Below are 25,094 nucleotides of genomic sequence, written 5' to 3'. Positions count from 1 at the left end.
TGTCAGTAGAGGATGACTAGGAAATCAACGATTCTCGCTCTTTTCTACTTCATGTTCACCAAATGTGTTGGCCATTCTTCTAGTGGCATAGGGCGGCTGTAGTAGAAGCCTTGCACCTGATTACAGCCTAAAGAGCGGAGTAATTGTGCTTGATTGCTATCCTCGACACCTTCCGCGACGACATTAGTTTTGAGACCTGCTGTGATATTGATGACGGCAGCGACGACTGAACTGTTTAAGTTTTCTTGCGTGAGTTGATTGATGAAGGTGCGATCAATCTTCAAGCAAGTAAACGGTAGAGAGTGGAGGTAACCCAGTGATGAGTAACCGGTGCCAAAGTCATCTATCGCGATACCAATACCCATTTCACGCAGCTTAGTCATATTTTCTAGTGTGGTCGGTGCGCTATCAATGATGCGTGATTCTGTGATCTCTAGTGTGAGGTTACTTGCTGGTAATTTCGTGATATCCAATACGCTTGTCACCGTATCAACAAAACTTGGGCAAGATAGTTGATTAACGGAGATATTCACATGCAGTTGGAAGTCCGACGGCCACTGTTTGCTTTCGATCGCTTGGTAAGTGTCGCGACAAGCTTGTAACAGAATCTGTTGGCCGATGGCTTTGATCATGCCGCTTTCTTCCGCGATTGGGATAAAATCTAATGGTGACACCATACCTGAGTCGCTATGCCAACGCGCAAGTGCTTCGGCGCCACACACTGTGCCACTGACGAGATCCACAATCGGTTGGTAATGAGGAATAAACTCTCGGTTTTCAATGCCAGTTTGGATCTTGGTCAGCATTTGCGTACGAAACTTTGAAGCGCTCGCTAGTTCTGGGCTGTAGTGACAAACACCAGTCAGTGAGTCTTGTTTGGCGTAACTTAATGCGATGCTGGCGTTGCGTAACCATAAAGGCATGGTTTCGTTTGGCTGGGTTTGTACAATACCAAGTGAAATCTTCATCACTACATTCTCGCCTTCCACCATAAATGGGGTGGAAAAGAGTTGCTGTAATCGACGCTCGGTTTGTTTAATTTTGGTTTCAGTGTCGACATTTGAGAGAAACACCGCGAACTCATCACCACCAATCCGAGCCAATAATGCGTTGTCACGAAACTGCTGTTTTAACCTTTCAGCGATGCTGACCAACAGCTGGTCGCCGTTGTGATGACCCACACTGTCGTTGATATCTCTAAATTTGTTGATACCAAGTAAAAATAAACTGCCGTGACAAAGATCAGACTGATTTTCACAGATTTCGACCAAACCCTGACGACTATATAAGCGTGTCAGAGAGTCATAAACCAACTGTTCACGCAATGCTTTGAATGAAGCTCTTAGATTGTTCGCCATTTCATTAAAAGCATGAACCAGTACGGTTGTCTCATACACATAACCAGGCTTTGGCATGCCGCTATCCCAATCCCCATTTGCCAGGTGCTGAGCGGCGGCGGCCGTCGCGTTAATTGGTCTGGTAACTCGGTTGAAAATGATCCAACTGATGGCGATACCAAATAGGCTTACAATAATGCCAACGAGCCAGCTCTCTTGCTGGCTTTTTGGTAACAGGCCGAGAAGCTCAGACTCCGAAATGGAGGTGCCGATAAACCATGTTAAGCCGTCTTGGTCTCGATACGGGGTTAGCCGACTGAAAATACGTTGGCCATCATGTTCAAATGAAAAAGTATAAGGTTGCTTGGTGTTGTTGAGATCGAAAGACCGGACTCGGCTCGCACTGATTTTGATGATCGGGTCTGCGTTTTCAGCGGCAAGCAAACGCTGCCCTTTATCCGAAAATTTTGTGCCCCATGAGATGACGCTTCCCGGGCCTGAGTGAGCGATTAAACGATGATCTGGGTCCATGATGTAGACCGACGCTTTAGTGTTGTATTTTAACTCGCGCAGGAATTCGTTGAATGTATTGATACGAATGTCTGTCACCAAAACACCAGCAAATTGGTCGTGTTTGTACACCGGCGTCATGGCTGATAGCGTAATATCCTGGCGTTCATCAGCGTTGGTATAAATTTCAGACCAAGTGGCGTTTTGGCTCTCTGCAACGGGCTTATACCATGGGCGAGTGCGAGGATCGTATTGGGAGATAACCGTTCGAATGTTGTTACTCACATGGTTGGTTCCATAAATAACCAGATCACCATCGGTGTAGCGATCTTGCACCATTAAGGTGTAATCGTCGGAAAGCTCGCGGCGAAAGCCTGCAAAGTCGCCGTTTTCTGAACCAAATGCGATTACATCCAACTGCGGTATCGATTGGTAAAGATTTTTGAATGCACTCAGCAGGTAGTTTTGAATGTCTGAGGTATCGTGAGGGCGATAAAGGTTGTGATAGCTGACGTTGTGCGCGAGAGCCATAACCGCAGTAAAAGGCTTACGTAGATAGCTATTGAGGTGGTCGTGGACACTTTCGGTTAACACGGAAAGTTGCTTGTCACTGATATCCGTGACCACTTCTTCGTAACTTTGTTTTTGGACGTAGACAACGACACCGATCGCCAGTAAGAAGATCATGACAAATGGAATCAGAACAGCAGTACGCAGTGTAATTTGAGTCGTAGCAGTAGACATCGCCTAATCACATAGATGGTGGTGCGCCACAATTGTACTGATGTTTTTATTAATATCGAGTGACAAACGACGCTCGTTGTTAACGCACCACGTAAGTGATTGTCAGTACAATTCTTTTAATTTTCTGGTGAGTGTATTTCGCCCCCAGCCTAATACTTTAGCGGCATCTTGCTTATGACCTTTAGTGTGCTCTAAGGCTGCTTCTAATAAAATGCGTTCAAATTCTGGTAAAGCGTAAGAAAGTAGTTCTTTATCTCCTGCTGCGAGTGAATGCCGTGCCCAATCCGCCAATTGTTCTTGCCAACTACCATGTGCAGAGTCTGAAATGGATTTTTTCTCTTCGAGTAGTTCGCTTGGCAAGTCATTTGGTAACACCTCGCTACCACTGGCCATAACGGTTAACCAACGGCAAATATTCTCTAATTGACGCACGTTGCCAGGCCAATCAAGGCGGTTAAGAATCTCTACAGTCGACGGGTGGAGAGTTTTTGTTTCCACACCAAGCTCATCAGCCGCACGGATAAGAAAATGCTGTGTAAGCTTTTCAATGTCTTGCTTACGCTCACGCAGTGCCGGGATCTGAACGCGAATCACGTTTAAGCGATGAAAGAGGTCCTCACGGAAGTCACCTTCGTGCACCAGCTTTTCTAAGTTCTGGTGTGTTGCCGCGACAATTCGTACATCGACACTAATCGGAGAGTGACCGCCCACTCGATAAAACTGCCCGTCAGCTAGAACGCGTAGTAAACGAGTTTGAATGTCCAATGGCATGTCGCCGATTTCGTCTAAAAATAGAGTGCCGCCATTGGCTTGTTCGAATCGTCCTTGACGAACATTGTTTGCCCCCGTAAACGCGCCTTTTTCGTGGCCAAATAGTTCTGATTCAATCAAGTCTTTGGGAATCGCCGCCATATTGAGCGCAATGAAAGGTTTGTTAGCACGTGGACTGTGACGGTGCAGTGCATGAGCAACGAGTTCTTTACCCGTGCCCGATTCACCGTTAATCAAGACTGAAATAGAGGAGCGAGAAAGACGACCAATGGCGCGAAACACCTCTTGCATCGCTGGTGCTTCACCGATAATTTCAGGCGTTTCTGCTGGAATGTCTTCTGGAGAGAGCTGCTCGCGTTTGTTTTCGTGGCTGTGTGCAATGGCTCGCTCAACCAGAGTTAAGGTTTCATCAATATCAAAAGGTTTTGGTAAATATTCAAAAGCACCTTTTTGGTACGCATTCACTGCCGCATCTAAATCTGAGTGTGCGGTCATGATAATCACGGGAAGGTCTGGGTAATCGCGCTGTACTTGTTTTAGTAGCTCCAACCCATCAATACCTGGCATGCGAATGTCTGATACTAGAACATCCGGCACTTCGCGTTCGAGCGCCATTAACACGCTTTCTCCATCGGCATAGGTTTCACATTTGATGTTGGCAGAGGAGAGCGTTTTCTCCATTACCCAGCGAATTGAACTGTCGTCATCAACGACCCAAACATATCCTTTACTCATGTAGTAATCCTTGCAGCAAACCGAAAAACTGACGCGACTTGAAGTCCATTAGCGCAATCAGATCGGCAGATAAATAGTAAATGTTGTGTGACCAGGCCAGCTTTCTACGTCTATTTTTCCATTGTGCTGGTCGATCAAATTTTGCGAAATAGATAGCCCTAATCCAGTTCCTCCCTCGCGGCCACTGACCATGGGATAGAACAGCGTGTCTTGTAGTTCCGGTGGAATACCTGGGCCGTTGTCTGTGATTTCGACACGAGCAGCGAGTTTACAGCGTTTGCCGTGAATATTGGCTTGGTGCACCGTTCTGGTGCGAATGGTTATTTTCCCGTGTTCTTGATGGCTAAGAATTTGTGCGGCGTTGCTGACGATATTAAGCATTGCCTGTTCGATTTGGTCTGTATCCATCAAAATCTCTGGCAAGCTTGGGTCATAATCTCGTTCAATGATGATTGAGCGTTGTGACTCTAATTCAACCAGTTGGCGAACCTTTTCAAGAATTTGGTGCAGATTCTCTTGTGTCTTCTTACCTGGCTTTTGCGGTCCTAGTAATCGATCCACGAGCGCCCTTAAACGGTCTGCTTGCTCAATGATGATGTGTGTATATTCGGTGAGAGAGGGCTCTGGCAGCATTTTTTCTAACAATTGCGCCGCACCGCGTAAGCCGCCAAGCGGATTTTTGATCTCATGTGCAAGCCCTCGGACTAACAGCTTCGCCGCTTGTTGTTGGGCGTGTTGGTTCAGTTCTTGAGAGAGTCGGCGCTGCTGATCAATTTTGCGCATCTCGACCAGAAGCATCAACTGTTTTTGCCAAGTGATAGGGCTAACCGTCACCTCTAGCATTAAAGGGCGGCCATCAACAACGAAAGTGACGTCACTGTCGGTGATGCTTTGGCCACTTTGCAACGGTTGAGTGAGCAGCGCGAGATCCAGCGACGCATGCTGAATCAATTGAGAAAGTGATTGTTCAATAATTCGTTTGGCGCTTTGAGAAAACAGCAATTCGGCAGCCGGATTGGCATAACGGATGGCCAATCCATCATCAAGAATCAGCGTTGCTGTCACCATATTGTTGAGAATGGCACTAGGAAGACTGGTATCCACATTACGTCCTTGTTTTGCTTTAAGATTGTGCGATGCACAATAATGGTGCAATTGAACGTTAAGTATGGCGAATAAATCTTAGAAGAAAAAGTGAAAAGCACCGCTGTGATGTGATTTTTTTCACCAGATATTCTATTTTGCCCCTTTTACGGTCGGCTTAACACTTGCTCTATGTAAATGCACCGTTATAGGGCTAGTAGATGCAATAAGCTTGCCGCTTCTTTTCGCGTGCACAGCAAGTGTGTGAGTGCCTCGGTCAATATTGTTTAACTGCCACACTATATGGTTTTGTGGTGCACCATAAGGTTTTCCATCGAGTAACAATTGCAATTGCTCACCGATACCAAGCTTGCGATTGGTTTCTAATTGAATATTGATGATGCCTCGATTACTGCGGATGGTCTCGTTGTGCTTGGGAGTCAGCATCGAGAGTTGTAATGGAAGAGGCTTCTCGGTTGTTTTCTCTGGCTTGTTTTGTGATGCAGTAGATGGCGTAGTCTGAGGTGCGAGCGATTCAGTACTTTCTACCTCAGGAGCTGGTGCGCTGGCTTCAAGGTTTGGCAGTGCGATCGCTTTTGCTCCTTTGTTTGGTGTATCACTAAAGTGAACCACGCCATTTTCATCTACCCACGTATACGCGACCTGCGCGAAGGCGATAGAGGCGATTAACAATCCGCTGAGTGCACACAGTGATGGAATAAGCTGAACTTTCATTGCTCACCTTCTCTTGTTCGATGATTTCACGTTTCAATGGCTTAGCTCTTTGACCTGTAAGGAAAAATTCTAAGTGTATTTTTATTATCCTCTCATGTTAAACGTCGAAGCTTGACTGGCGAATACAAAAAAGGCCCGCCTGCGAGGCGAGCCTAATATTTTATTGCTGTGTTTACATTTTACACAGTGTCGACCTTACACAGAGTAGTAAAGTTCGAACTCAACAGGGTGAGTTGTCATGTTCACACGCTCTACGTCCTGAGACTTAAGGTCGATGTATGAATCGATGAAGTCGTCAGAGAATACGCCGCCCGCTGTTAAGAACTCACGATCAGCATCTAGCTCTGCTAGCGCGTCTTTTAGTGAGTATGCAACAGTTGGGATTTCTGCTGCTTCTTCAGCTGGAAGATCGTAAAGGTCTTTATCCATCGCTTCGCCTGGGTGGATCTTATTCTTGATACCGTCAAGACCAGCCATAAGCATTGCTGCGAAACATAGGTATGGGTTCGCCGCTGGGTCACCGAAACGAACTTCGATACGACGTGCTTTCGGGCTTGGTACCACTGGGATACGGATTGAAGCAGAGCGGTTACGCGCTGAGTAAGCTAGCATTACTGGTGCTTCGAAGCCTGGTACAAGACGTTTGTACGAGTTTGTTGATGGGTTAGCGAATGCGTTGATTGCACGAGCGTGTTTGATGATACCACCGATGTAGTAAAGCGCCATTTCAGATAGACCGCCGTACTTGTCACCAGCAAATAGGTTTACGCCATCTTTTGCTAGAGACTGGTGAACGTGCATACCGCTGCCGTTGTCGCCAACAAGTGGTTTAGGCATAAACGTCGCTGTTTTACCAAACGCGTGAGCAACGTTGTGTACAACATACTTGTAGATTTGGATTTCGTCAGCTTTGGTTGTTAGCGTGTTGAAACGAGTTGCGATTTCGTTTTGACCCGCCGTTGCCACTTCGTGGTGGTGCGCTTCAACAACAAGACCCATTTCTTCCATTACTAGACACATAGCAGAACGGATGTCTTGAGATGAATCTACTGGAGCTACTGGGAAGTAACCACCTTTAACGCCTGGACGGTGACCTTTGTTACCTTCTTCGTAGTCAGAACCTGTGTTCCATGCCGCTTCTACGTCGTCGATTTTGAAGAAAGAGCCTGACATGTCTGTCGAGAACTTCACGTCATCAAATAGGAAGAATTCTGGCTCAGGACCGATAAGTACAGTATCTGCAACACCTGTAGAACGCATGAAGTCTTCAGCGCGTTTTGCGATAGAGCGTGGGTCACGGTCATAGCCTTGCATTGTTGCAGGCTCTAAGATGTCACAACGGATATTTAGTGTTGCGTCTTCCGTGAATGGGTCAAGCACAGCAGAAGATGCGTCAGGCATCATTACCATGTCTGATTCGTTGATACCTTTCCAGCCAGCAACTGATGAACCATCGAACATTTTACCTTCTTCGAAGAAGTCTGCGTCGATTTGGTGAGCAGGGATCGAAATGTGCTGCTCTTTACCTTTTGTATCAGTGAAGCGTAGGTCAACAAACTTAACTTCGTTTTCTTGGATCAGCGATAGAACGTTTTCTACTGACATCTTGGATAACCTCCAGTGTTAATAAGCGGTAAAAGCTCGATTTATGAATTATTCATGAAACCTGGCATTGATTAATCAATTTGACTTTTCATTAATCGATGCTGTTTTAACTAAAGCCAAAACCGTGCCAAAAAAAATATTCCATTAATTTCAAGCAATTGTGTTTTTGAATGCTAGTTTGGTGCAGTTGCTTGCACCAAAATGATCTTTGATTGCACTATTATGGTGCTAAAAATCATTGTTGCACCATAATGTGACAGATAGATTGCGTATTCAGCCCAGTTTTTGAGCAAGAGTCAATTTGAATTATGCATCGATTAGAATAAAGTTGCGTTTAATCAATTCGTTCTGAGGAAGAAAATGGGCATTAAGCGTAAAAATCGCAGAAATGCTCGGGAGTAGATCACATATTTCTAGGCTTTTTGCTAAAATCTGGTACATTATGGCCGTTTTTTTAATCAGCAAATGTCGCCAGAGAGCACCCGTTCTCAGCGTGGGGGCATTTCATCTATCTAAGTGAATCAATATCCATGGCTACTCCACAGATTGATAAATTAAGAAATATCGCGATCATCGCGCACGTTGACCACGGTAAAACCACGTTGGTTGACAAGCTGCTACAACAATCAGGCACGCTTGAGTCTCGCGGTGAAGCTGAAGAGCGAGTCATGGACTCGAACGACATCGAGAAAGAGCGCGGTATTACCATTCTTGCTAAAAACACAGCAATCGACTGGAACGATTACCGTATCAACATCGTAGATACTCCGGGACACGCGGACTTCGGTGGTGAAGTTGAGCGTATCATGTCGATGGTAGACTCTGTACTACTTATCGTTGACGCAGTTGATGGTCCAATGCCTCAAACGCGTTTCGTAACACAAAAAGCGTTTGCTCACGGTCTAAAACCAATCGTTGTAATCAACAAGATTGACCGCCCTGGCGCACGTCCTGATTGGGTTATGGACCAAGTGTTCGACCTGTTCGACAACCTAGGTGCAACTGATGACCAGCTAGACTTTAAAGTAGTTTACGCATCAGCACTTAACGGTTGGGCTTCTCTAGAAGAAGGCGAAACTGGCGAGAACATGGAACCACTATTCCAAACTATCGTTGATGTTGTTGACGCGCCAAATGTTGACCTTGATGGTCCACTACAGATGCAAGTTTCTCAGCTAGACTACAGCTCTTACGTTGGTGTTATCGGCGTGGCTCGCGTAACTCGTGGTAGCGTTAAGCCAAACCAGCAGGTAACCATTATTGGTGCTGACGGTAAAACTCGCAACGGTAAAGTGGGTACAGTAATGGGCTACCTTGGCCTAGAGCGTCACGAAGTGGAACAAGCTAACGCGGGTGATATCATCGCAATCACTGGTCTTGGCGAGCTGAAAATTTCTGACACTATCTGTGCACAAAACGCAGTAGAAGCATTACCACCATTGTCTGTTGATGAACCAACAGTAACAATGACGTTCCAAGTAAACACGTCTCCATTCGCGGGTAAAGAAGGTAAGTTCGTAACGTCACGTAACATCCTTGAGCGTCTTGAGAAGGAATTGGTACACAACGTTGCACTACGCGTTGAGCAAACAGACGATCCAGATAAATTCCGCGTATCAGGTCGTGGTGAACTTCACCTTTCTATCCTGATCGAAAACATGCGTCGTGAAGGCTTTGAGCTTGCGGTATCTCGTCCAGAAGTAATCATCAAAGAAGAAGATGGTCAGTTGATGGAACCGTTCGAAACGGTAACTATCGACGTAATGGAAGAGCACCAAGGCGGCATCATGGAGAACATCGGCCTACGTAAAGGTGAGCTGAAAGACATGTCTCCAGACGGTAAAGGTCGTGTGCGTATGGACTTCGTTATGCCATCACGTGGTCTGATCGGTTTCCAAACGGAATTCATGACACTGACTTCAGGTTCAGGTCTTCTTTACCATACGTTTGATCACTACGGCCCTCACAAAGGCGGTAACATCGGTCAACGTGTAAACGGTGTACTAATCGCGAACGCGATGGGTAAAGCGCTAACTAACGCACTGTTCAACCTTCAAGAGCGTGGTCGTCTATTTATCGGTCACGGTGTTGAAGTTTACGAAGGTATGGTTATCGGTATTCACAGCCGTGACAACGACCTAACGGTAAACGCACTGAAAGGTAAGCAGCTAACCAACGTTCGTGCATCAGGTACAGATGACGCACAGGTTCTTACTCCGCCAATCAAGATGACTCTTGAGCAAGCACTAGAATTCATCGATGACGACGAGCTAGTAGAAGTAACGCCTGAAAGCATCCGTATCCGTAAGAAGTTCCTAACGGAAAGCGACCGTAAGCGTGCTTCTCGTGGCGCGAAATAATTTTCGTTAAGCGATTCAATTAAGAAGAAGCCTCGAGTTATGCTCGGGGCTTTTTGTTTTCTGGAGTTGAATATGAACCCGATTATTATCACCGGTGGGCCTGGTGCGGGAAAAACAACACTGCTGAATGCGCTAGACGCGTGTGGTTACGCCACGTTTCCTGAAGGGTCTCGCGACTTGATTGAGCAGCAAAGCCAGTTAGAAAATGGTATTTTGCCGTGGACGAATTTACCTGAGTTTGCCAAGTTATGCCTTGGGTTGATGGACAAACAAAAGAGTGATGCGCGTTGTCATGATGTTGCGTTTGTTGATCGCGCCATCCCCGACATCATTGCATACCTACAAGTGGGCGGCTGTAAGGTTGACCAAGCTTTCTTAACCGAAAGCGCTGGGTACCATAGTCAGGTGTTTACTTGTCGACCTGAAGCATCCATTTACGTACAAGATGAAGTGCGTCCGCACAGCTTTGAAGAAGCATTGGAGATTCATCAGTCGTTAGTGAGTGTCTATACTGATTTGGGTTATGAAGTGATAGAAGTACCATGGGGAACTGTGCCAGAGAGAGTAGGCTTTGTTCGAAGAGTCATCGGTTTACTCGGTAAGGTCGCCGACTAAAACCTCCTCACTAGGAGGAGGTCTAAATCATTTACTTTTGATTGAGCTTTTGTAGGAATTTATCGGACTCTGCAATCGCTTCGTTCATTTGTTTGATCGCAAACTGAATGTCTTTCTCTAAGCTAGAGAACTCACCTTGCAAAGAACCAATCGCACTGGCGTTAAGGTTGTGTTTTAAGTACAACGTGTTGTCACGTAGCGTATCCAGTACCGGTGTCATCTTTTTCTCTGCACGCTTCATAGCGCTAAGCATGGTTTTGTACGAGGCTTTGGTTTCACGTAGTTTTTGCTCGCTTGAACGACGCAGTTTCGCACTCGAGTACAGCTCTAGCTCATCTTGCCACTCATCAAACAGTGCGCCGGATACGTCTTCAATCGCAGCAATACGGTCACGTACGTCTTGAGCCGCTTTTTCGCTATCTTCGTATTTGTCATTGATGTTGTTGTAGACATTTTCTAGCTCACCACCATCAAAGTTGGTGATCGCAGACAAGGCTTCAAGTGCACTGGTGAATTCTTCTTGTGCATCTTGTTGAGATTCTTTGGCATCTTCGACGCGGTCGACCATAATATCTCGTTTATGATACCCAACCTGCTCCATTGCTGAGTAATAAGCAGATTGACACCCTGTTAAAGTGAAAATTGATAGTACAATTGCTAATAAATAAGGCATTCTTATGTCCTCGGCGCTAATTATGGGATGAACTATGAACCAGTTATCAGAGAGTTACAAGGCGAGATTAATCAATCTACTGCCAAGTTGCGTCGCGTTTTTTAAGTATCTTCTTAAGCGATTAACGCATGATCGTGTGAATGTGAACGCGGGCTATCTTGCCTACATTACCTTGTTATCCATCGTGCCAATGCTGACGGTATTGTTATCAATATTGTCGAAATTTCCCGTTTTTGCGAACGTTGGTGAGGTGCTGCAAGGCTACATTATTGAGAATTTTGTGCCAGCTTCTGGAGAAGCTGTACATACGGCATTACAGGAATTTGTGGCGAATACGGGCAAAATGAGCGCGGTTGGCGGTGGGTTTTTATTCATCGCAGCGGTCATGCTGATTTCCAACATTGATAAGAACTTAAACTACATTTGGCGAGTTAAAGACAAGCGCCGTTTAGTCTTTTCATTCTCTATGTATTGGATGGTACTCACGTTAGGGCCGATCATGGTCGGTGCGAGTATTGCGGCGACGTCGTACGTGACTTCGCTGCAAATTTTAGAGAACGAGACATTATTTGGTGCGTTTAATTTATTTCTGCGTTGGCTACCGTTGTTGCTGTCCTTTTTTGCTTTTCTTGGCTTGTATATTCTAGTGCCGAATAAAAAAGTACACCTCGCTCATGGTGCCATGGGGGCAGCAGTCGCCGCGATACTGTTCGAGTTGAGTAAAAAAGGCTTTGCGCTTTACATCACTCAGTTTCCGTCTTATCAGCTCATCTACGGCGCGTTAGCGGCGATTCCTATCTTATTTGTTTGGGTGTATTTATGCTGGATGATCGTGTTATTGGGGGCGGAAGTTACGGCTGCGCTTGGTGAGCGAGAGCACTGGAGTGAAGATTTAGACATGATACACTCGACCGCTGAATCTCAGTTAACAGATGAAGGAAGCGAGAGTAGTGATAGCGCTAATTCAACGAGTCAGTGAAGCAGCCGTCCGCGTGGATGGTGAAGTCGTAGGAGAAATTGATCGTGGTCTGCTGGTCTTATTGGGCGTAGAGAAGGACGACGATGAAGCTAAAGCAAAGCGTTTAATGGAGCGTGTTACAACCTACCGTGTGTTCGAAGATGACGAAGGCAAGATGAACCTGAACGTTAAACAGGTGGAAGGTAAAGTGCTGGTGGTTTCTCAATTTACGCTGCCTGCGGATACAAAAAAAGGCACGCGAGCTGGCTTTTCTCGCGGTGCGCATCCTGTTGATGCAGAGCGCTTGTATGATTACTTTTCTGACTTGTGTGAAGAAGTCTTACCCACACAGCGTGGCCGCTTCGCTGCCGATATGAAAGTGTCCTTGGTGAATGACGGTCCTGTGACGTTTTGGTTGCAGGTCTAATCTGGTAACACAGGCGCCATAGTCTAAGCTTTAACTCCAAGCTCATGGAATTGGCTTGGAGTAATTTTTCCGACACTGATTAGTGTTGTGCTTTCAAAGGATTGATATGTTCAAACTCATTACTCCCAAAACCGATAATCAGATAAACAAGTATTATCAGTTTCGCTGGCAACTGCTTCGTGAGCCATGGCGTATGCCGATCGGCTCAGAGCGCGATGAATACGACGAAATGAGTCATCACCGCATGATTGTTGATGGTCGAGGTCGTCCTATGGCGATTGGCCGTTTATACATTACGCCAGACAATGATGGCCAGATCCGCTATATGGCGGTTAAAAATAATCGCCGTAGCAAAGGGATGGGTTCGCTGGTTTTGGTTGCACTAGAGTCGTTAGCACGCCAGGAAGGAGCGAAACGCTTGGTGTGTAATGCCCGTGAAGATGCCATCGCCTTTTATGAAAAAAATGGCTTTGAGCGTCGAGGTGAGCTGACCGATGAGCGTGGCCCTGTGCGCCATCAGCAAATGGTGAAGCAACTGGATCCGATGGCCAATGTGTTACGTCGCCCTGAATGGTGTACTGAGCTTCAACAGCGCTGGGAGCAACAAATCCCAATTAGCGACAAAATGGGGATCAAGATTAACCAGTACACGGGTTACCAGTTTGAATGCTGTGCGCAGCTTAATCCTAACCTTAATCCGCATAACACCATGTTCGCTGGGTCAGCTTTTACCTTAGCAACCCTGACAGGGTGGGGGATGACGTGGCTGCTGCTTAAAGAGCGTGGGCTGCACGGTGATATTGTGTTGGCCGACAGCTCGATTCGCTATCGTCAACCAGTCGAACAAAACCCCGTGGCGAGTACTTCGTTGGATGGGATCAGTGGTGACCTAGACCGATTGGAGTCGGGACGCAAAGCACGCATCGTTATTCACGTAGTGATTTATAGTGGTGACACGCCAGCTGTTGATTTTGTCGGTACCTATATGCTGATACCGAACTACTCGCAGTTACTCAGTTGCTGATGGGGTAAGCGCCGACTGATCTGCTGGGCGCTTATCTGTTTCACCTTCTTGCTCTGTCGGTGAGAGGGTTTGTTCTGCTGCGGAATTCGTGTCGGGTACTTCATCTTCTTCGATAACTTCTTCGTAAAGCTCTTCCTCTTGAGTCTCCAAATTGATGTTATCAATTACGATTGGCTGCTCGATGGAAGGTTCATTTTTCTGTGGAGTCTCAATATCAGTAGGCTCGGCCAGTTTTGATGCGTTCACGCACTCATTACGGTGGGTTTCGCCACTTAGTAGATCGCCTTCAATGTTTCCGCACGACTCTTCCAATTGATAAGTAATGCCACTTAGCGGGTTGTTGGCCATATCAAATGTTCCCCAAACCTTACCACTTATGGCTTTTCCTGAGATGGTGACCGGCTTTATGGCAACTTCCCCTCGTTGCGCGCTTAAACGCAGTGGACTTAAGGTAATGGCTTTGAGCGAATGATCCGCTTGGGACTTCAAGCGGGTATCTCGGAGATTGGCTTCCACTTCACCCGATAAGCTGTAGGCCAGCATGTTGCGATCACCTGATAACCCTTGTAGATCGAGGCTGAGATCGGAAAAACCATCAATAGCCAGTGTGTCGGGTAAAAAATAATCGTGGAAGAGCGATAAGGGAATACCATCAGCATTGACGTTGAGCGCCCAAGGTTGGCTCGGGGTACTCAAATCTATTTGTCCGATGCCTTCTACGTAGCCTTGCTCGAGTGGCGCAAAAAGGCGAGTCAATTGCCAAAAGCCATCTTTGCTTTGCATGGCAAGTGCTGCGTGAGACGTGAGTATTTGGTCATAGCTGGCGTTGACAACGCTGACTTCCAATTCGCCTTGCCAAAGGCCCCAACGTTGAGCCGACTGTTTAATATCAAGCTGTTGCCCTTCGATATTTAAACCGGAAAGTTGCCAATAAGGTTCGTGAGATAGCTGGATAATTTGGCTGCGCTCAATGTCGAGTCGTTCGATTGCAACATGCTCTAACTCGCTGGTGGCGGCGTGCCACCAATTTAGGTTGTCTTCTGGCTGTGTTGCCCACTTGAGGCCTTGAATAGAGGCTTCTTTGAGCTTCCATTGTGTTGGCGTGAACAATCCAGAAACTTGCACTCGACCTTGCTGCCAATCTAAGCTGAGCTCGTTGAGCTGGATTACTCCTGGCTCGATAGCGGCACTCAAACGTGGCTCTATTGCGGTTTGCTGCTGGAATCGAACGCTATCCGCCTGCAATGACACTTGAGCTTTTGTCTTCCAGAGAGACAGTGGCAGTGTGGCGTTTTCCACAGAAAGATCCAAGTTCTGCCAGTGCCAGTCGCCCCATTCAATATCGGCGTTAAGCAAATCTAAGCTATTAATATGATTAATGCTAAATGGTAGATCGTGCCAAGGTTTTGCAAGCAGTGATTGGCGCTGCGTATTACTCAGTTTCAGCTTGTTGATGGTCACATTTACTAAAGACCAGCCTTGAGGATACTGCTCCCCTTGCCCAGATATTTGACTGTTACGCCAGTTAAAAGAGGTGCCATAAAGCGTACTGTCTTGCGGTTTGTAGTCTATATCGACTAAGACTTGATTAAAGGCTTCGCCATTCCAATAGAGTTGGTCGGCCGCAAGTTGAACTTCGCCATATGGTATTAATTGACCATTCCATTGTGGTGATTGAATTTGAAGGTCAATGCCATTGGCAGAGTACTGCTCGTCGGCGTAATCAATATTTTTGAGCGCGATTTGATGGAATAAAACGTTGTCTAAAGGTGGGAGCTTTGGTGCGCCATACTGCAAGCTCATACCATCAATCAATAAACTATCAACGATCCATTTACCATCGCGATAAACATCGGGATTCATCCATAAATCGACTTGCTCGATGTAAGACGCATCGTCTCCGCTGGTGTTCACGCGTTGTAAAGTTAGGTGATAGGGAAAGCCATAACGCACGCTTTCGGCCCGGAAGGGAAGAGAAAAGGTGTTTGACAGCAAGCGCCAGGTTGCGTCCGCGTAAGATGTTGTTAGCAGCGCAATCGTAGCGGCCGGAATGGTAACTAAGATAACCAGTAACAGAAGTAGAACTCGACGCGCTGTTTTCATCTTTGCTAGAACCTACGTGTGTTATTAAATAAAACTAGATAGGCTTTAGCTTGTATCAATATTCTGTGGTATTCAATAAAAAGCCCCTCAAAAGAGGGGCTTGAAGCAATTTTTGTAACTTGGCCTACGTAAAGGTGATAAGTTAATGCCAACTTTTCACTGAGTTTACGCGACGTCGCTGTTACTCGATTTAATCAATCTGAGGACCAGCCGCAACCAGAGATTTACCTTCAGCGTTGTCTGTGTACTTATCAAAGTTATTGATAAAGCGCGCTGCTAAATCTTTCGCTTTGCTTTCCCACTGAAGTGGGTCAACGTACGTGTCGCGAGGGTCTAGAATGCTTGGATCCACACCTGGTAGTGACGTTGGTACTTCAAGATTGAAGATAGGAATGTGCTTAGTTGGTGCATCTTCAATCGAACCATCAAGAATTGCATCAATAATTCCGCGTGTATCTTGAATAGAGATACGTTTGCCAGTGCCGTTCCAACCAGTATTCACTAGGTAAGCCTCAGCGCCCGCTGCTTCCATGCGTTTAACCAGTACTTCTGCGTATTTAGTTGGGTGAAGCGTTAGGAACGCCGCGCCGAAACAAGCAGAGAAAGTTGGTGTTGGCTCAGTAATACCGCGCTCTGTTCCCGCTAGTTTGGCGGTAAAGCCTGATAGGAAGTGGTACTTAGTTTGCTCGGGTGTCAATTTAGATACTGGAGGCAGTACGCCAAATGCATCGGCTGATAGGAAGATCACTTTATTCGCGTGACCGCCTTTTGATACTGGCTTAACGATATTATCGATATGGTAGATAGGGTAAGAAACACGTGTGTTTTCTGTTTTCGAACCATCATCAAAGTCGATAGAGCCATCGCCACGTACTGTTACGTTTTCTAGCAGTGCATCACGACGAATTGCGTTGTAGATGTCCGGCTCCGCTTCTTTCGAAAGTTTGATGGTTTTTGCGTAACAACCACCTTCGAAGTTGAAGACACCGTCATCATCCCAGCCGTGCTCATCATCACCAATTAGCGCACGTTTAGGATCAGTCGACAGGGTCGTTTTACCCGTACCAGATAGACCGAAGAATACCGCTACATCGCCATCTTTGCCCATGTTAGCGCTACAGTGCATTGATGCGATGTCTTTTAGTGGAAGGAAGTAGTTCATCATGGCGAACATACCTTTCTTCATTTCACCGCCGTACCAAGTGCCACCGATAAGTTGCATGCGCTCAGTTAGGTTAAATACGGTGAAGTTTTCTGAGTTCAGGCCTTGCTCTTCCCATTTTGGATTAGTGCATTTTGCGCCATTCATTACTACGAAGTCTGGTTCAAATGTCGCTAACTCTTCTTCTGTCGGGCGAATAAACATGTTTTTAACGAAGTGCGCTTGCCATGCGACTTCTGTGATAACACGAATGCTCAAACGTGTATCTGGGTTTGCACCACAGTAACCGTCAACAACAAACAAGCGTTTGTTAGAAAGCTGGTTTGTGACCAGTTCTTTTAGCTCGTCCCACACTTCAGGAGTGATTGGCTTGTTATCATTTTTCACTTGATCAGACGTCCACCACATATGTTCTTCTGTCGTAGCGTCTTTGACGATGTATTTATCTTTTGGTGAGCGACCAGTAAAGATGCCAGTGTCAACGGCAACCGCACCTAGTTCAGTAACCACGCCGCGCTCATAACCGGTTAGGTCTTCACGCGTTTCTTCCTCAAACAACATTTCGTAGCTTGGGTTGCGAATAACCTCTTTTACGTTATGCAGTCCGTGCTTGGTTAGATCAAGTGTTGCAGCCTTAGTATGTTCCATAACGGTCATAGGTGCTCCTTATAAGGATTTTGTAGGGATTTTGTAAGAATGTTTTAATTTTAATCTGCTCACCATGCTAGCAACGGGGCGGGGAGAAAACAGGGAGATAGCTCAAAATTTGCCCATGATTTCAATAAGGTTTTAGGTAACCCGTCACATATTGGTGGGAATAGTCTATCGTGCACGCAATCCTTTGCGCTAGGGCAAAATCATTATTAATTGTTTAAAATTAAGCAGTTGTTTTATTACGCTTGAGGCTAGTTATTACGAGGGGTTGATCACAAAAAGGCCAGCATTAAGCTGGCCTTTTGTAGGGTAAATTACGTGCTTGATAAGCTATGTAAATTAATGCAGGGTTTTCTTGTCCGTAGAAGCTTGTGCATACAGTTCAGTGACTTCAGATTCGTCGAACGTATAAGTTGTGCCACAGTAATCACAATGTAAAGAAACTGATCCAACTTCTGCCAAAATGTCATAAATTTCAGCTTTCTCAACGGTGATGATTGCTGCACCGCTACGCTCACGAGAACAGCCACAATGGAACTCGACAGGTTGCGGCTCGTACAGACGTACTTTGTCTTGGTTATATAGTCGATACAATAACTCGTTCGCTTCTAAACCAAACAATTCTTCATCTTTTACTGTATCAGTGAGCTGCTCTAGATGTTCGAAATCATCTGGAGAGCCAGTGCCGTCAGGGATCACTTGAATCAACATACCTGCTGCGTGTGCTTTGCCCTCATGCTCACCAGTGCGGATCCATAGGCGCGTTTTTAACTGCTCTGAGTTTGCAAAGTAGCCTTCTAGCACTTCTGCTAAAGTGTCACCTTCTAGTCCAACGACGCCTTGGTAACGCTCGCCGTTTTTCGGTTCGATGGTGATCACAAGGTAGCCCTTACCCATTAGATCGTGAATATTTGCGTCATCGGCAACATCGCCTTCCCAGCGAGCTACGCCACGAACACGTTGGTTATGGTCACCGTTGATAACGGCAAGAGACACAGGACCGTCGCCTTGTAGCTGGATGGTGATCGAACCTTCGAACTTAAGAGTGGCAGTTAAAAGAGTAGTTGAAACGAGTAGCTCACCCAGCAGTTTCTCTATTGCTGCCGGATATTCCTTGCTGGAGATAACACGTTGGTACGCTTCATCCAATTGTACCAACTCGCCACGTACTGAAAGATCTTCGAATAGGTAGCGGTTTAAAACATTATTTGCCATGGAGTGTTTTCCTCGTTGGTAATTCCGGCTTTTATTGGTGTTTGAACTTAATGATGTCTCGGCGCTGCTTTTTATCTGGGCGGCGTTCCGGACTTGGGTTGTGGGCATTAAGCTTACGTTGAGTCGCGTGTTCCTCACGTTTCGCGATACTCTCATTGGTTTCGCGATATAAGGTTTGTGCGATGGGAGCGCCTCGGCGTTGATCTGAGATTTGTTCGATTATCACGATTTTTTCTTCGTTGCCTTGACGAAGTCTGACTTCAGCGCCCACTTCAACGATTTTACTCGGCTTGCTTCGTTGGCCATTATAGTGGACTTTACCGCCATCGACCATGTTACGCGCGATGGAGCGGGTTTTGTAAAATCTTGCGGCCCATAGCCATTTATCTAGCCTAACGGCTTCATTTAGGGAACTCATAGAACACTACGCTATCTAATCACTGCCCGAATACAGCAATGAGTGATGGATTATTCACCTACAGATGGAGTCAAGGCGTATTTTTTTCAAGGGAGTTGGCAAAAACTGCATAAGAAAAAGGTATGAAAGACAACTTGTGATATAGTTCACTGCTCTTTGTTGAGTAATAATTTTATTGCAAATTTAGCAATTTAAAGTCGATAGCTATCGTTATAGCTTAAATGACGGACGTTAGAATAAAGGAATCCATTCAGTGAAACGTTTAGAGCTAAGTGCAGGATTATCAAGCAGACCGCTACTGGCTCAGATCAAGTCCAATCATTATACCATTCAAGCCAAACTTAGCTTGTTGCTTACCTGTCTGTTTATTGCGATAACCGGATGGATACTTGGCAAAATTGTGTGGTTAGCCATACCTCAATCGTCGGAAGTGCCGCAATGGCGTCCATCGGCGAGTAGCGTTGCTGCGAGCAATAAAGGCGACGCGATAGATTTTAATGCCCTTCAGAATGCCAACCTATTCGGTAAATACACTGAGCAAAAAGCGGCGGTTGTAGAACAGCCTATTGTTAAAGACGCCCCTAAGACGCGCCTTAACCTTACGCTGGTCGGTGCGGTTGCAAGTAGTGATGCCAACACCAGCCTTGCTGTTATTGCTAACCGAGGTAAGCAAGCTACGTACGGTTTGGGTGAAGAAATCGAAGGGACACGTGCGACACTAAAAGCGGTGTTGGTGGATCGCGTCATCATTGATAACCAAGGTCGAGACGAGACCTTAATGATGGAAGGTATAGAATATAAGAAGCTATCTGAATCGCCGCAGGTAGCTAGGGCGCAAGCTCAGCGAGCAGAAGCAGCGACGTCTGACGTTGGAGAGAAATTAGAGCAAATCCGCGAGGAAATTGCGAAAGATCCACAAAGCGTTTTTAAATACATCACCATTTCACCCGTCAAAAAAGACGGAGACATTGTTGGTTATCGAGTATCACCTGGTCGTGATGCCGCATTATTTAATGATGTAGGACTACAACCTGGCGATATTGCGGTTCAACTGAACGGGATCGATTTAAGTGATCCGTCTTCTTCAGTACAACTGATGCAAGTGATGAGCGATCCGCAAGAATTAAATTTAACTGTTGAGCGAGACGGCCAACAGTACGATATCTATATCCAATTGTAAGACTTAGGCAACCGGCGTAAGTTCAGGGAGACATACGTGAAACATTGGTTCAGCAAAAGTGCTTGGCTACTAGCAGGAAGTTTACTCTGCGTACCAGGTGCAATGGCAAACGAATTTAGTGCGAGCTTTAAAGGCACTGATATTCAAGAATTCATCAACATAGTGGGTCGTAACCTCGAAAAGACCATCATTGTTGATCCTTCAGTACGCGGTAAGATCGATGTCCGCAGCTATGACGTACTTAACGAAGAGCAATATTACAGCTTTTTCCTTAATGTCCTTGAAGTATACGGTTACGCAGTCGTAGAGATGGACAATGGGGTACTTAAGGTTATCAAAGCAAAAGACTCAAAAACCTCAGCAATCCCTGTGTTAGGTGATGGCAGCGCGCAAGGCGATAGTGTTATCACTCGAGTTGTCGCGGTGCGTAATGTGTCGGTCCGTGAGTTGTCTCCTCTACTTCGTCAACTGATTGATAATGCCGGTGCCGGTAACGTGGTTCATTATGATCCAGCGAATATTATCTTGATTACTGGTCGTGCGGCAGTAGTGAATCGCTTAGCAGAGATCATCAAGCGTGTTGACCAAGCCGGCGATAAAGAAATTGAATTGGTGGAGCTGCGTAATGCATCTGCTGCTGAAATGGTACGCATTGTCGAAGCACTGAATAAAAGTGCGAATCAGAAAAGCACGCCAGAGTTCCTTGAACCTAAAATTGTGGCCGATGAACGTACTAACGCGATTTTAATTTCTGGTGATCCAAAAGTAAGAGCCCGCTTGAAACGTTTGATTCGTCAACTTGATGTTGAAATGGCGACAAAAGGTAACAACCGAGTTGTGTACCTGAAAAATGCGAAAGCTGAAGACTTGGTGGATGTATTGAAAGGTGTTTCCGATAACCTGCAAGCTGAAAAGCAAGCTGGTCAGAAAACATCAGGTGCATCGCGTGGTGAGGTCGTCATTGCTGCTCACGCTGCAACTAACTCGTTAGTTTTAACAGCGCCACCAGATATTATGATGGCATTACAAGACGTCATTTCTCAACTCGATATTCGTCGTGCTCAGGTTCTTATTGAAGCGTTAATTGTCGAAATGTCTGAAGGTGATGGTATTAACCTAGGTGTTCAGTGGGGTTCATTAGAAACGGGTGCTGTAATTCAGTACGGTAACTCAGGAGCCCCGATTGGTCAGGTGATGGTTGGTCTAGAAGAAGCAAAAGATCAAACCCGCACTGAATACTATACCAACTCTAATGGCGAACGAACGCCATATGATGTTACTGAATCAGGTGACTACTCTACGCTAGCGTCAGCGCTTAGCGGAGTAAATGGTGCGGCAATGAGTATTGTTATGGGTGACTGGACAGCGCTAATTAGTGCTGTTGCTTCTGACTCCAACTCAAACATTCTATCTTCTCCGAGTATTACCGTAATGGATAATGGCGAAGCATCATTTATTGTGGGTGAAGAGGTTCCGGTTATTACGGGCTCTACGGCTGGCTCAAACAACGACAACCCATTCCAAACGGTTGACCGTAAAGAAGTCGGTATCAAACTCAAAGTAGTGCCACAAATTAACGAAGGTGACTCTGTACAGTTAAATATTGAACAAGAAGTTTCCAACGTATTAGGCGCAAACGGTGCGGTTGACGTTCGCTTTGCTAAACGACAGTTAAACACCTCTGTCATGATCCAAGATGGTCAGATGTTGGTTCTTGGTGGTTTGGTCGATGAACGCGCACTTGAAAGTGAGTCTAAAGTGCCGCTATTGGGTGACATTCCGGTACTTGGCCATCTGTTCAAGTCAACTAGCACGCAAACAGAAAAACGTAACTTGATGGTGTTCATCAAGCCGACGATTATTCGCGATGGTGTGACGGCTGACGGTATTACGCAGCGTAAATACAACTTTATTCGCGCAGAACAGCTTTATAAAGCGGATCAAGGGTTGAAGTTGATGGCAGACGAGAAGATCCCGGTTATGCCAGCCTTTGGCCAGGAGCGTCAGCACCCAACAGAGATTCAAGCGTTTATTGATCAAATGGAAAACAACTAATGGTTGATATGTTAGACACAGCGCCAAGTATGCGTCGTCTGCCATTCAGTTTTGCCAACCGCTTTAAACTGGTGCTGGAGACAGAGCATCCTGAGCGTCCACCTATTCTTTACTATGTCGAGCCGCTTAACCCTGCGGCTCTGGTTGAAGTCCGTCGTGTATTAAAGAAAAGCTTCGTACCGCAACCTATCGATAAAGAAGCCTTTGATAAAAAGCTGACCGAAGCATATCAACGCGACTCGTCTGAAGCGCGTCAGTTGATGGAAGATATTGGTGCTGATAGCGATGATTTCTTCTCTTTGGCTGAAGAACTGCCGCACGATGAAGACTTATTAGAATCGGAAGACGATGCGCCAATCATCAAATTGATCAACGCCATGTTGGGCGAAGCGATCAAAGAAGGTGCGTCGGATATTCATATTGAGACGTTCGAGAAAACCCTTTCGATTCGTTTCCGTGTCGATGGCGTATTGCGTGAAGTCCTGACTCCAAGCCGTAAGCTAGCGCCCTTGCTAGTTTCTCGTGTGAAGGTTATGGCTAAACTAGATATCGCAGAAAAGCGTGTGCCTCAAGATGGCCGTATTTCGTTGCGTATCGGTGGTCGTGCGGTGGACGTGCGTGTATCTACGATGCCGTCCTCACATGGTGAGCGCGTGGTAATGCGTTTGTTGGATAAAAACGCGACTCGTCTTGATTTACATAGTTTGGGCATGACACCTTCAGTGCATGACAACTTCCGTCACTTGATTGGCCGCCCTCACGGTATCATCTTGGTGACGGGCCCGACAGGTTCTGGTAAATCAACCACCTTGTACGCTGGCTTGCAAGAGATCAATAGCAACGAACGCAACATTTTAACGGTTGAAGACCCGATCGAATTTGATATTGATGGCATCGGTCAAACTCAGGTGAACCCAAAGGTCGACATGACTTTTGCGCGTGGTTTGCGTGCCATTCTGCGTCAGGACCCGGATGTGGTGATGGTCGGTGAGATCCGTGACTTAGAAACCGCACAAATTGCAGTGCAAGCGTCCTTAACGGGTCACTTGGTAATGTCTACTCTCCACACCAACACCGCAGTGGGTGCGATTACGCGTCTACGTGATATGGGTATTGAGCCATTCCTTATTTCTTCTTCGTTATTAGGGGTGCTAGCGCAGCGCTTAGTTCGAACGCTTTGTCCAAGCTGTAAAGAGCCGTATGAAGCCGATGCTGAACAGAAAAAACTGTTTGGTATGGAAGCGCATGAACCACTAGAGCTACACCGTGCTAAAGGCTGCGAAGCGTGTAACCAAAAAGGTTACCGAGGTCGAACAGGTATCCACGAGCTCATTATGGTTGATGAGCAAGTGCAAGAGTTGATTCACCGAGAGTCTGGTGAGCAAGAAATTGAGAGAGCCGTTCGCGCCCATACGCCAAGTATTCGCAGCGATGGTTTAAGCAAAGTGCGTCGTGGCATTACGTCACTTGAAGAAGTGATGCGAGTGACGAAGGAAACCTAATGGCGGCATTTGAGTACAAAGCGCTAGATGCAAAAGGCAAGCATAAAAAAGGCACGATAGAAGGGGACAACGCCCGACAAGTGCGCCAGCGACTCAAAGAGCAAGGGATGATCCCGATTGAAGTGGTCGAGACGAAAGCTAAATCGGCTAAGTCTTCAGGTTCAGTCAGCTTTAAGCGCGGCATCTCGACATCTGAGCTGGCACTCATCACACGGCAATTGTCTACGCTAGTCCAATCAGGAATGCCTTTGGAAGAGTGTTTGCGTGCGGTCTCTGAGCAGGCTGAAAAGCCGAGGATTCGTTCTATGTTGGCTGCGGTTCGCTCGAAAGTAACAGAGGGTTATCCGCTTGCCGACAGTTTTGCCGATTACCCACATGTGTTTGATGAACTGTACCGCTCCATGGTTGCGGCGGGCGAAAAATCAGGTCACCTCGATACCGTATTAGAGCGTTTGGCAGACTACGTCGAAAACCGCCAAAAGATGCGATCTAAATTGCTTCAAGCCATGATTTATCCTGTAGTTTTGGTGGTATTCGCGGTTGTCATCGTTTCGTTCTTATTGGCGACAGTTGTTCCTAAAATCATTGAACCCATCATTCAGATGGGCCAAGAGTTACCTCAATCGACGCAATTTTTACTGGCAGCCAGTGAGTTTGTGCAAGATTGGGGGCTGATTATTTTCGTTGTGCTGGTGGCGCTTTTCTATGGCCTCAAACTGGCGTTGCAAAAGCCAGACTTTCGCTTAGCTTGGGACAGAAAAATCTTGAGCTTACCGCTAATAGGTAAGATCTCTCGAGGTTTGAATACCGCACGATTCGCACGAACGCTTTCGATCTGTACTTCCAGTGCGATTCCAATTCTAGAGGGTATGCGCGTTGCGGTAGATGTTATGTCTAACCGTTATGTGAAGCAGCAAGTCTTGCTTGCAGCGGATAACGTTCGAGAGGGGGCTAGTCTGCGTAAGGCGTTGGATCAAACTCGCTTGTTTCCACCAATGATGCTACACATGATCGCCAGTGGTGAGCAAAGTGGTGAATTAGAGAGCATGTTGACGCGGGCTGCCGATAACCAAGATCAAAACTTTGAATCAACAGTCAATATTGCTCTGGGTGTGTTTACTCCTGCGCTGATTGCATTAATGGCTGGATTAGTGTTGTTCATTGTGATGGCGACCTTGATGCCAATGCTAGAAATGAATAACTTGATGAGTGGATAATTTCGAATTAA

At 46.2% G+C, this 25,094-nt stretch carries 19 protein-coding genes; 9 read left to right on the top strand and 10 right to left on the bottom strand.

Annotated elements, in window-relative coordinates:
• Positions 1–44: 44 nt before the first annotated feature.
• The 5 genes from R7Z49_RS14045 to glnA all read right to left on the bottom strand — a co-directional run bounded on the left by R7Z49_RS14045 (position 45) and on the right by glnA (position 7,520).
• Positions 45–2,591, bottom strand: a complete 2,547-nt coding sequence (locus R7Z49_RS14045; protein WP_186584550.1) for an EAL domain-containing protein — start codon at positions 2,589–2,591, stop codon at positions 45–47.
• Between the two features lie 102 nt (positions 2,592–2,693).
• Positions 2,694–4,097, bottom strand: a complete 1,404-nt coding sequence (glnG, locus tag R7Z49_RS14040; RefSeq protein ID WP_005379267.1) for a nitrogen regulation protein NR(I) — start codon at positions 4,095–4,097, stop codon at positions 2,694–2,696.
• A 57-nt stretch (positions 4,098–4,154) separates the two neighbouring features.
• Positions 4,155–5,201, bottom strand: coding sequence for a nitrogen regulation protein NR(II) (gene glnL / locus R7Z49_RS14035; RefSeq protein WP_017821940.1), 1,047 nt, complete (start codon positions 5,199–5,201; stop codon positions 4,155–4,157).
• A gap of 132 nt (positions 5,202–5,333) precedes the next feature.
• Positions 5,334–5,915, bottom strand: coding sequence for a DUF4124 domain-containing protein (locus R7Z49_RS14030; protein ID WP_064353518.1), 582 nt, complete (start codon positions 5,913–5,915; stop codon positions 5,334–5,336).
• 195 nt (positions 5,916–6,110) lie between these two features.
• Positions 6,111–7,520 carry a glutamate--ammonia ligase gene (gene glnA, locus R7Z49_RS14025; protein WP_005379275.1) on the bottom strand — a complete coding sequence of 470 codons (1,410 nt, stop codon included), beginning with the start codon at positions 7,518–7,520 and terminating at the stop codon, positions 6,111–6,113.
• Between the two features lie 530 nt (positions 7,521–8,050).
• Here glnA and typA point away from each other — a divergent pair.
• Positions 8,051–9,880, top strand: coding sequence for a translational GTPase TypA (gene typA, locus R7Z49_RS14020; protein WP_005379276.1), 1,830 nt, complete (start codon positions 8,051–8,053; stop codon positions 9,878–9,880).
• 72 nt (positions 9,881–9,952) lie between these two features.
• Entirely contained in the window at positions 9,953–10,495 is a 543-nt protein-coding gene (locus tag R7Z49_RS14015; RefSeq protein ID WP_318111755.1) for an AAA family ATPase, read from the top strand.
• A 31-nt stretch (positions 10,496–10,526) separates the two neighbouring features.
• On the opposite strand, the gene R7Z49_RS14010 is transcribed toward R7Z49_RS14015, so the two are convergent.
• Positions 10,527–11,168: a DUF2959 domain-containing protein gene (locus tag R7Z49_RS14010; RefSeq protein ID WP_005382972.1), complete on the bottom strand. Its 642-nt coding sequence runs from the start codon at positions 11,166–11,168 to the stop codon at positions 10,527–10,529.
• Between the two features lie 34 nt (positions 11,169–11,202).
• Here R7Z49_RS14010 and R7Z49_RS14005 point away from each other — a divergent pair, with 34 nt between their 5' ends.
• The 3 genes from R7Z49_RS14005 to R7Z49_RS13995 all read left to right on the top strand — a co-directional run bounded on the left by R7Z49_RS14005 (position 11,203) and on the right by R7Z49_RS13995 (position 13,577).
• Positions 11,203–12,147 carry a virulence factor BrkB family protein gene (locus tag R7Z49_RS14005; RefSeq protein ID WP_318111754.1) on the top strand — a complete coding sequence of 315 codons (945 nt, stop codon included), beginning with the start codon at positions 11,203–11,205 and terminating at the stop codon, positions 12,145–12,147.
• Positions 12,119–12,553: a D-aminoacyl-tRNA deacylase gene (dtd, locus tag R7Z49_RS14000; protein ID WP_005379282.1), complete on the top strand. Its 435-nt coding sequence runs from the start codon at positions 12,119–12,121 to the stop codon at positions 12,551–12,553. Before R7Z49_RS14005 ends, dtd begins: the two co-directional genes overlap by 29 nt.
• 106 nt (positions 12,554–12,659) lie before the next feature.
• Positions 12,660–13,577, top strand: coding sequence for a bifunctional GNAT family N-acetyltransferase/hotdog fold thioesterase (locus tag R7Z49_RS13995; protein ID WP_005379283.1), 918 nt, complete (start codon positions 12,660–12,662; stop codon positions 13,575–13,577).
• Here R7Z49_RS13995 and R7Z49_RS13990 read toward each other — a convergent pair.
• From R7Z49_RS13990 to hslR, 4 genes are all read right to left on the bottom strand, one after another.
• Entirely contained in the window at positions 13,563–15,680 is a 2,118-nt protein-coding gene (locus tag R7Z49_RS13990; RefSeq protein WP_132936675.1) for an AsmA family protein, read from the bottom strand. The two genes, R7Z49_RS13995 and R7Z49_RS13990, sit on opposite strands and share 15 nt — an antisense overlap.
• A gap of 190 nt (positions 15,681–15,870) precedes the next feature.
• Positions 15,871–17,499, bottom strand: coding sequence for a phosphoenolpyruvate carboxykinase (ATP) (gene pckA / locus R7Z49_RS13985; RefSeq protein WP_017820689.1), 1,629 nt, complete (start codon positions 17,497–17,499; stop codon positions 15,871–15,873).
• 336 nt (positions 17,500–17,835) lie between these two features.
• Positions 17,836–18,711, bottom strand: a complete 876-nt coding sequence (gene hslO, locus R7Z49_RS13980; RefSeq protein WP_005379290.1) for an Hsp33 family molecular chaperone HslO — start codon at positions 18,709–18,711, stop codon at positions 17,836–17,838.
• 31 nt (positions 18,712–18,742) lie between these two features.
• A complete protein-coding gene (gene hslR / locus R7Z49_RS13975) occupies positions 18,743–19,129 on the bottom strand; it encodes a ribosome-associated heat shock protein Hsp15 (protein WP_005379292.1) in 387 nt (128 codons plus the stop codon).
• Positions 19,130–19,382: 253 nt separating this feature from the next.
• On the opposite strand from hslR, the gene gspC reads away from it, so the two are divergent.
• The 4 genes from gspC to gspF are packed head-to-tail and all read left to right on the top strand — an operon-like array spanning position 19,383 to position 25,083.
• Positions 19,383–20,309 (top strand): type II secretion system protein GspC, encoded by a 927-nt coding sequence (gspC, locus tag R7Z49_RS13970; protein WP_005379294.1) that lies wholly within the window; start codon positions 19,383–19,385, stop codon positions 20,307–20,309.
• A 36-nt stretch (positions 20,310–20,345) separates the two neighbouring features.
• Positions 20,346–22,364 carry a type II secretion system secretin GspD gene (gspD, locus tag R7Z49_RS13965; protein WP_005379295.1) on the top strand — a complete coding sequence of 673 codons (2,019 nt, stop codon included), beginning with the start codon at positions 20,346–20,348 and terminating at the stop codon, positions 22,362–22,364.
• Positions 22,364–23,866 (top strand): type II secretion system ATPase GspE, encoded by a 1,503-nt coding sequence (gene gspE, locus R7Z49_RS13960; RefSeq protein ID WP_005379296.1) that lies wholly within the window; start codon positions 22,364–22,366, stop codon positions 23,864–23,866. The genes gspD and gspE overlap by 1 nt, the downstream gene beginning before the upstream one ends.
• Positions 23,866–25,083, top strand: coding sequence for a type II secretion system inner membrane protein GspF (gspF, locus tag R7Z49_RS13955; protein ID WP_005382993.1), 1,218 nt, complete (start codon positions 23,866–23,868; stop codon positions 25,081–25,083). The genes gspE and gspF overlap by 1 nt, the downstream gene beginning before the upstream one ends.
• Positions 25,084–25,094: the final 11 nt, after the last annotated feature.

Origin of the sequence: Vibrio sp. 1562, assembly GCF_033340155.1 — a bacterium.
Classification (GTDB): Bacteria; Pseudomonadota; Gammaproteobacteria; order Enterobacterales; family Vibrionaceae; genus Vibrio; species Vibrio alginolyticus.
Note: the sequence above shows the minus strand (reverse complement) of the source record. Positions and strands in the feature narration are given on the sequence as shown.